The following is a 2,256-nucleotide window of genomic DNA, read 5'->3' as shown; positions in this document are numbered from 1 at the left end:
GGATTGCCGAGCGCTTCAAGCTGCGCGGCTGCTTTTTCGAGTTTCATGGAAATAAGCTACGCGGCACTTTTCGCGCCGTCAACCCAATTTCAAAAATATGGAAATAGCATCAGCCGGCGCGCTTGCCCGAGGCGTAAATGACCACCTCGCCATCCTCCTTGGTGAACGTGCCGATGTCCGGATTGGGCAGAATGTCCAGCACCTTTTCCGACGGCCGCGCCAGCACGACGCCGAGCGGACTGACCACGATCGGCCGGTTGATCAGGATCGGATGTGCCAGCATGAAATCGAGGATCTGCTGGTCGGACCATTTCGGGTCGGCAAGGCCGAGTTCGGCATAGGGTGTGCCCTTCTCGCGCAGCAGGTCGCGCGGTGTGATGCCCATCGCCGCGATCAGGTCGACCAACCTTTCGCGCGATGGCGGCGTCTTCAGATATTCGATCACCTCCGGCTCCTCACCCGACTGGCGGATCATGGCCAACGTGTTGCGCGACGTGCCGCAACTGGGATTGTGGTAGATGGTGATGGTCATTTCGGGGTCCTCTCAGCCGACATGGTATTCCGGACGGCGCCGCCCATCTCGTACCAGCCCTTGCTGCGGTTCACGATCCACACCACCGACAGCATGACCGGAACCTCGATGAGCACCCCGACCACAGTGGCAAGGGCCGCGCCAGAATTCAGCCCGAACAGCGCGATCGCGGCGGCCACCGCCAGCTCGAAGAAGTTCGACGCGCCGATCAGCGCCGATGGTCCAGCCACGCAGTGCCGTTCGCCGCTGAGGCGGTTGAGCAGATAGGCAAGACCGGAGTTGAAGTAGACCTGGATCAGGATCGGCACTGCCAGCAGCACGATCACCAACGGCTGCGCAATGATCTGCTCGCCCTGGAAGCCGAACAGCAGCACCAACGTCGCCAGCAAGGCAACCAGCGACAGAGGCTGCAGCGTGGCAAGCAGGGCCTCAAGCCCGGCCTGTCCCCTCGCTGCCAGCAGCCGGCCACGAACCAACTGCGCGACGATCACCGGCGCGACGATGTAGAGTGCGACCGACAGCATCAGCGTGCCCCATGGCACGGTGATCGCCGACAGGCCGAGCAGCAGGCCGACGATTGGCGCGAAAGCAACGATCATGATAGCGTCGTTGAGCGCCACCTGCGACAGCGTGAAATTCGGCTCGCCGCGCGTCAGGTTCGACCAGACGAAAACCATCGCCGTGCAGGGCGCCGCGGCAAGGATGATCAGCCCGGCAATGTAGGAATCGATCCGCACGGCGGGCAGCCACGGCCGGAACAACCAGCCGATGAACAGCCAGCCCAGCAGCGCCATCGAGAACGGCTTCACCGCCCAGTTGATGAACAGCGTCACGCCGATGCCGCGCCAATAGGTGCCGACCTTGGCCAGCGAGGCGAAATCGACGCGCAAGAGCATCGGCACGATCATCAGCCAGATCAGCACGGCGACAGGAATGTTGACCCTGGCGATCTCGGCCGACGCGATGGCGCCGAACACGCCCGGCAGCAGATGGCCAAGCGCGATGCCCGCGACGATGCACAGTGCCACCCACACCGTCAGATATTTCTCGACGAAGCCGATGCCGGGCCGCACCGCCTCAGCTGTGTTCAGAGCATGATCGGTCATGATGGCTTCCTTGTTCGAACGGCGCGCGGCGGACAGTCACAAGCCCCTCAGCAGTCACAGGTCACGGCATTGATGACCGGGCGGCAGAGCTCCGGCGCGCCATTGCAGCAATCTTCCATCAGATAGGCCAGCAGGTCGCGCAAGCCGGTCATGTCGGCGACATAGCGCACGGTCCTTCCGTCGCGTTCGGGACGGATCAGCCCGGCATGGGCGAGCACCTTCAGATGCGCCGACATGGTGTTCTGGACCGTGTCCAGCCTCGTTGCGATCTCGCCGGCTGGAATGCCTTCCGGGCCGGCACGCACGAGCAGCCGGAAGACATCCAGCCGCGTCTCCTGGCCAAGTGCGGCCAGCGCGTTCAAAGTACCCTTCCTATTCATATATCCGAATCCTTGGATTTATGGATTCGTGAATACCGACTCCCCCACGATCCGTAAAGGGTCCGCCCACCATCACGTGACGGCCAGCACCTTTCCCGTATCGTGCTGGCGCACGAAGTCCACCCGGGCACCATCCCAGTGGTAGCTGTAGTGGCGGCCCTGCACTGGAACGGCAATGACGTCGGGCCAGAAGATGCCGATGCAGCCGCCGCCCGGCATGCGCACGCTGTTCCACACC

At 63.1% G+C, this 2,256-nt stretch carries 4 protein-coding genes; all 4 read right to left on the bottom strand.

Features of this window, described 5'->3' with window-relative positions:
• Positions 1–109 precede the first annotated feature (109 nt).
• Positions 110–532: an arsenate reductase (glutaredoxin) gene (arsC, locus tag EN925_RS32650; protein WP_127368564.1), complete on the bottom strand. Its 423-nt coding sequence runs from the start codon at positions 530–532 to the stop codon at positions 110–112.
• Entirely contained in the window at positions 529–1,593 is a 1,065-nt protein-coding gene (arsB, locus tag EN925_RS32645) for an ACR3 family arsenite efflux transporter (RefSeq protein ID WP_164753639.1), read from the bottom strand. The genes arsC and arsB overlap by 4 nt, the downstream gene beginning before the upstream one ends.
• A 92-nt stretch (positions 1,594–1,685) precedes the next feature.
• Positions 1,686–2,018: a metalloregulator ArsR/SmtB family transcription factor gene (locus tag EN925_RS32640; protein ID WP_013530549.1), complete on the bottom strand. Its 333-nt coding sequence runs from the start codon at positions 2,016–2,018 to the stop codon at positions 1,686–1,688.
• Between the two features lie 72 nt (positions 2,019–2,090).
• Positions 2,091–2,256 (bottom strand): RES family NAD+ phosphorylase (locus EN925_RS41095; protein WP_164894549.1); only part of this gene is annotated, 166 nt, incomplete at its 5' end.

Source organism: Mesorhizobium sp. M7A.F.Ca.US.006.04.2.1 (assembly GCF_004022915.1).
GTDB classification, from domain to species: Bacteria; Pseudomonadota; Alphaproteobacteria; order Rhizobiales; family Rhizobiaceae; genus Mesorhizobium; species Mesorhizobium ciceri.
This window is presented reverse-complemented; position numbering and strand designations above follow the sequence as displayed.

Bases quoted from the DNA above. Each gene is read 5' to 3' on its own strand.
- EN925_RS32640 (WP_013530549.1), bottom strand. From the start codon at position 2,018: ATGAATAGGAAGGGTACTTTGAACGCGCTGGCCGCACTTGGCCAGGAG.
- arsC (WP_127368564.1), bottom strand. From the start codon at position 532: ATGACCATCACCATCTACCACAATCCCAGTTGCGGCACGTCGCGCAAC.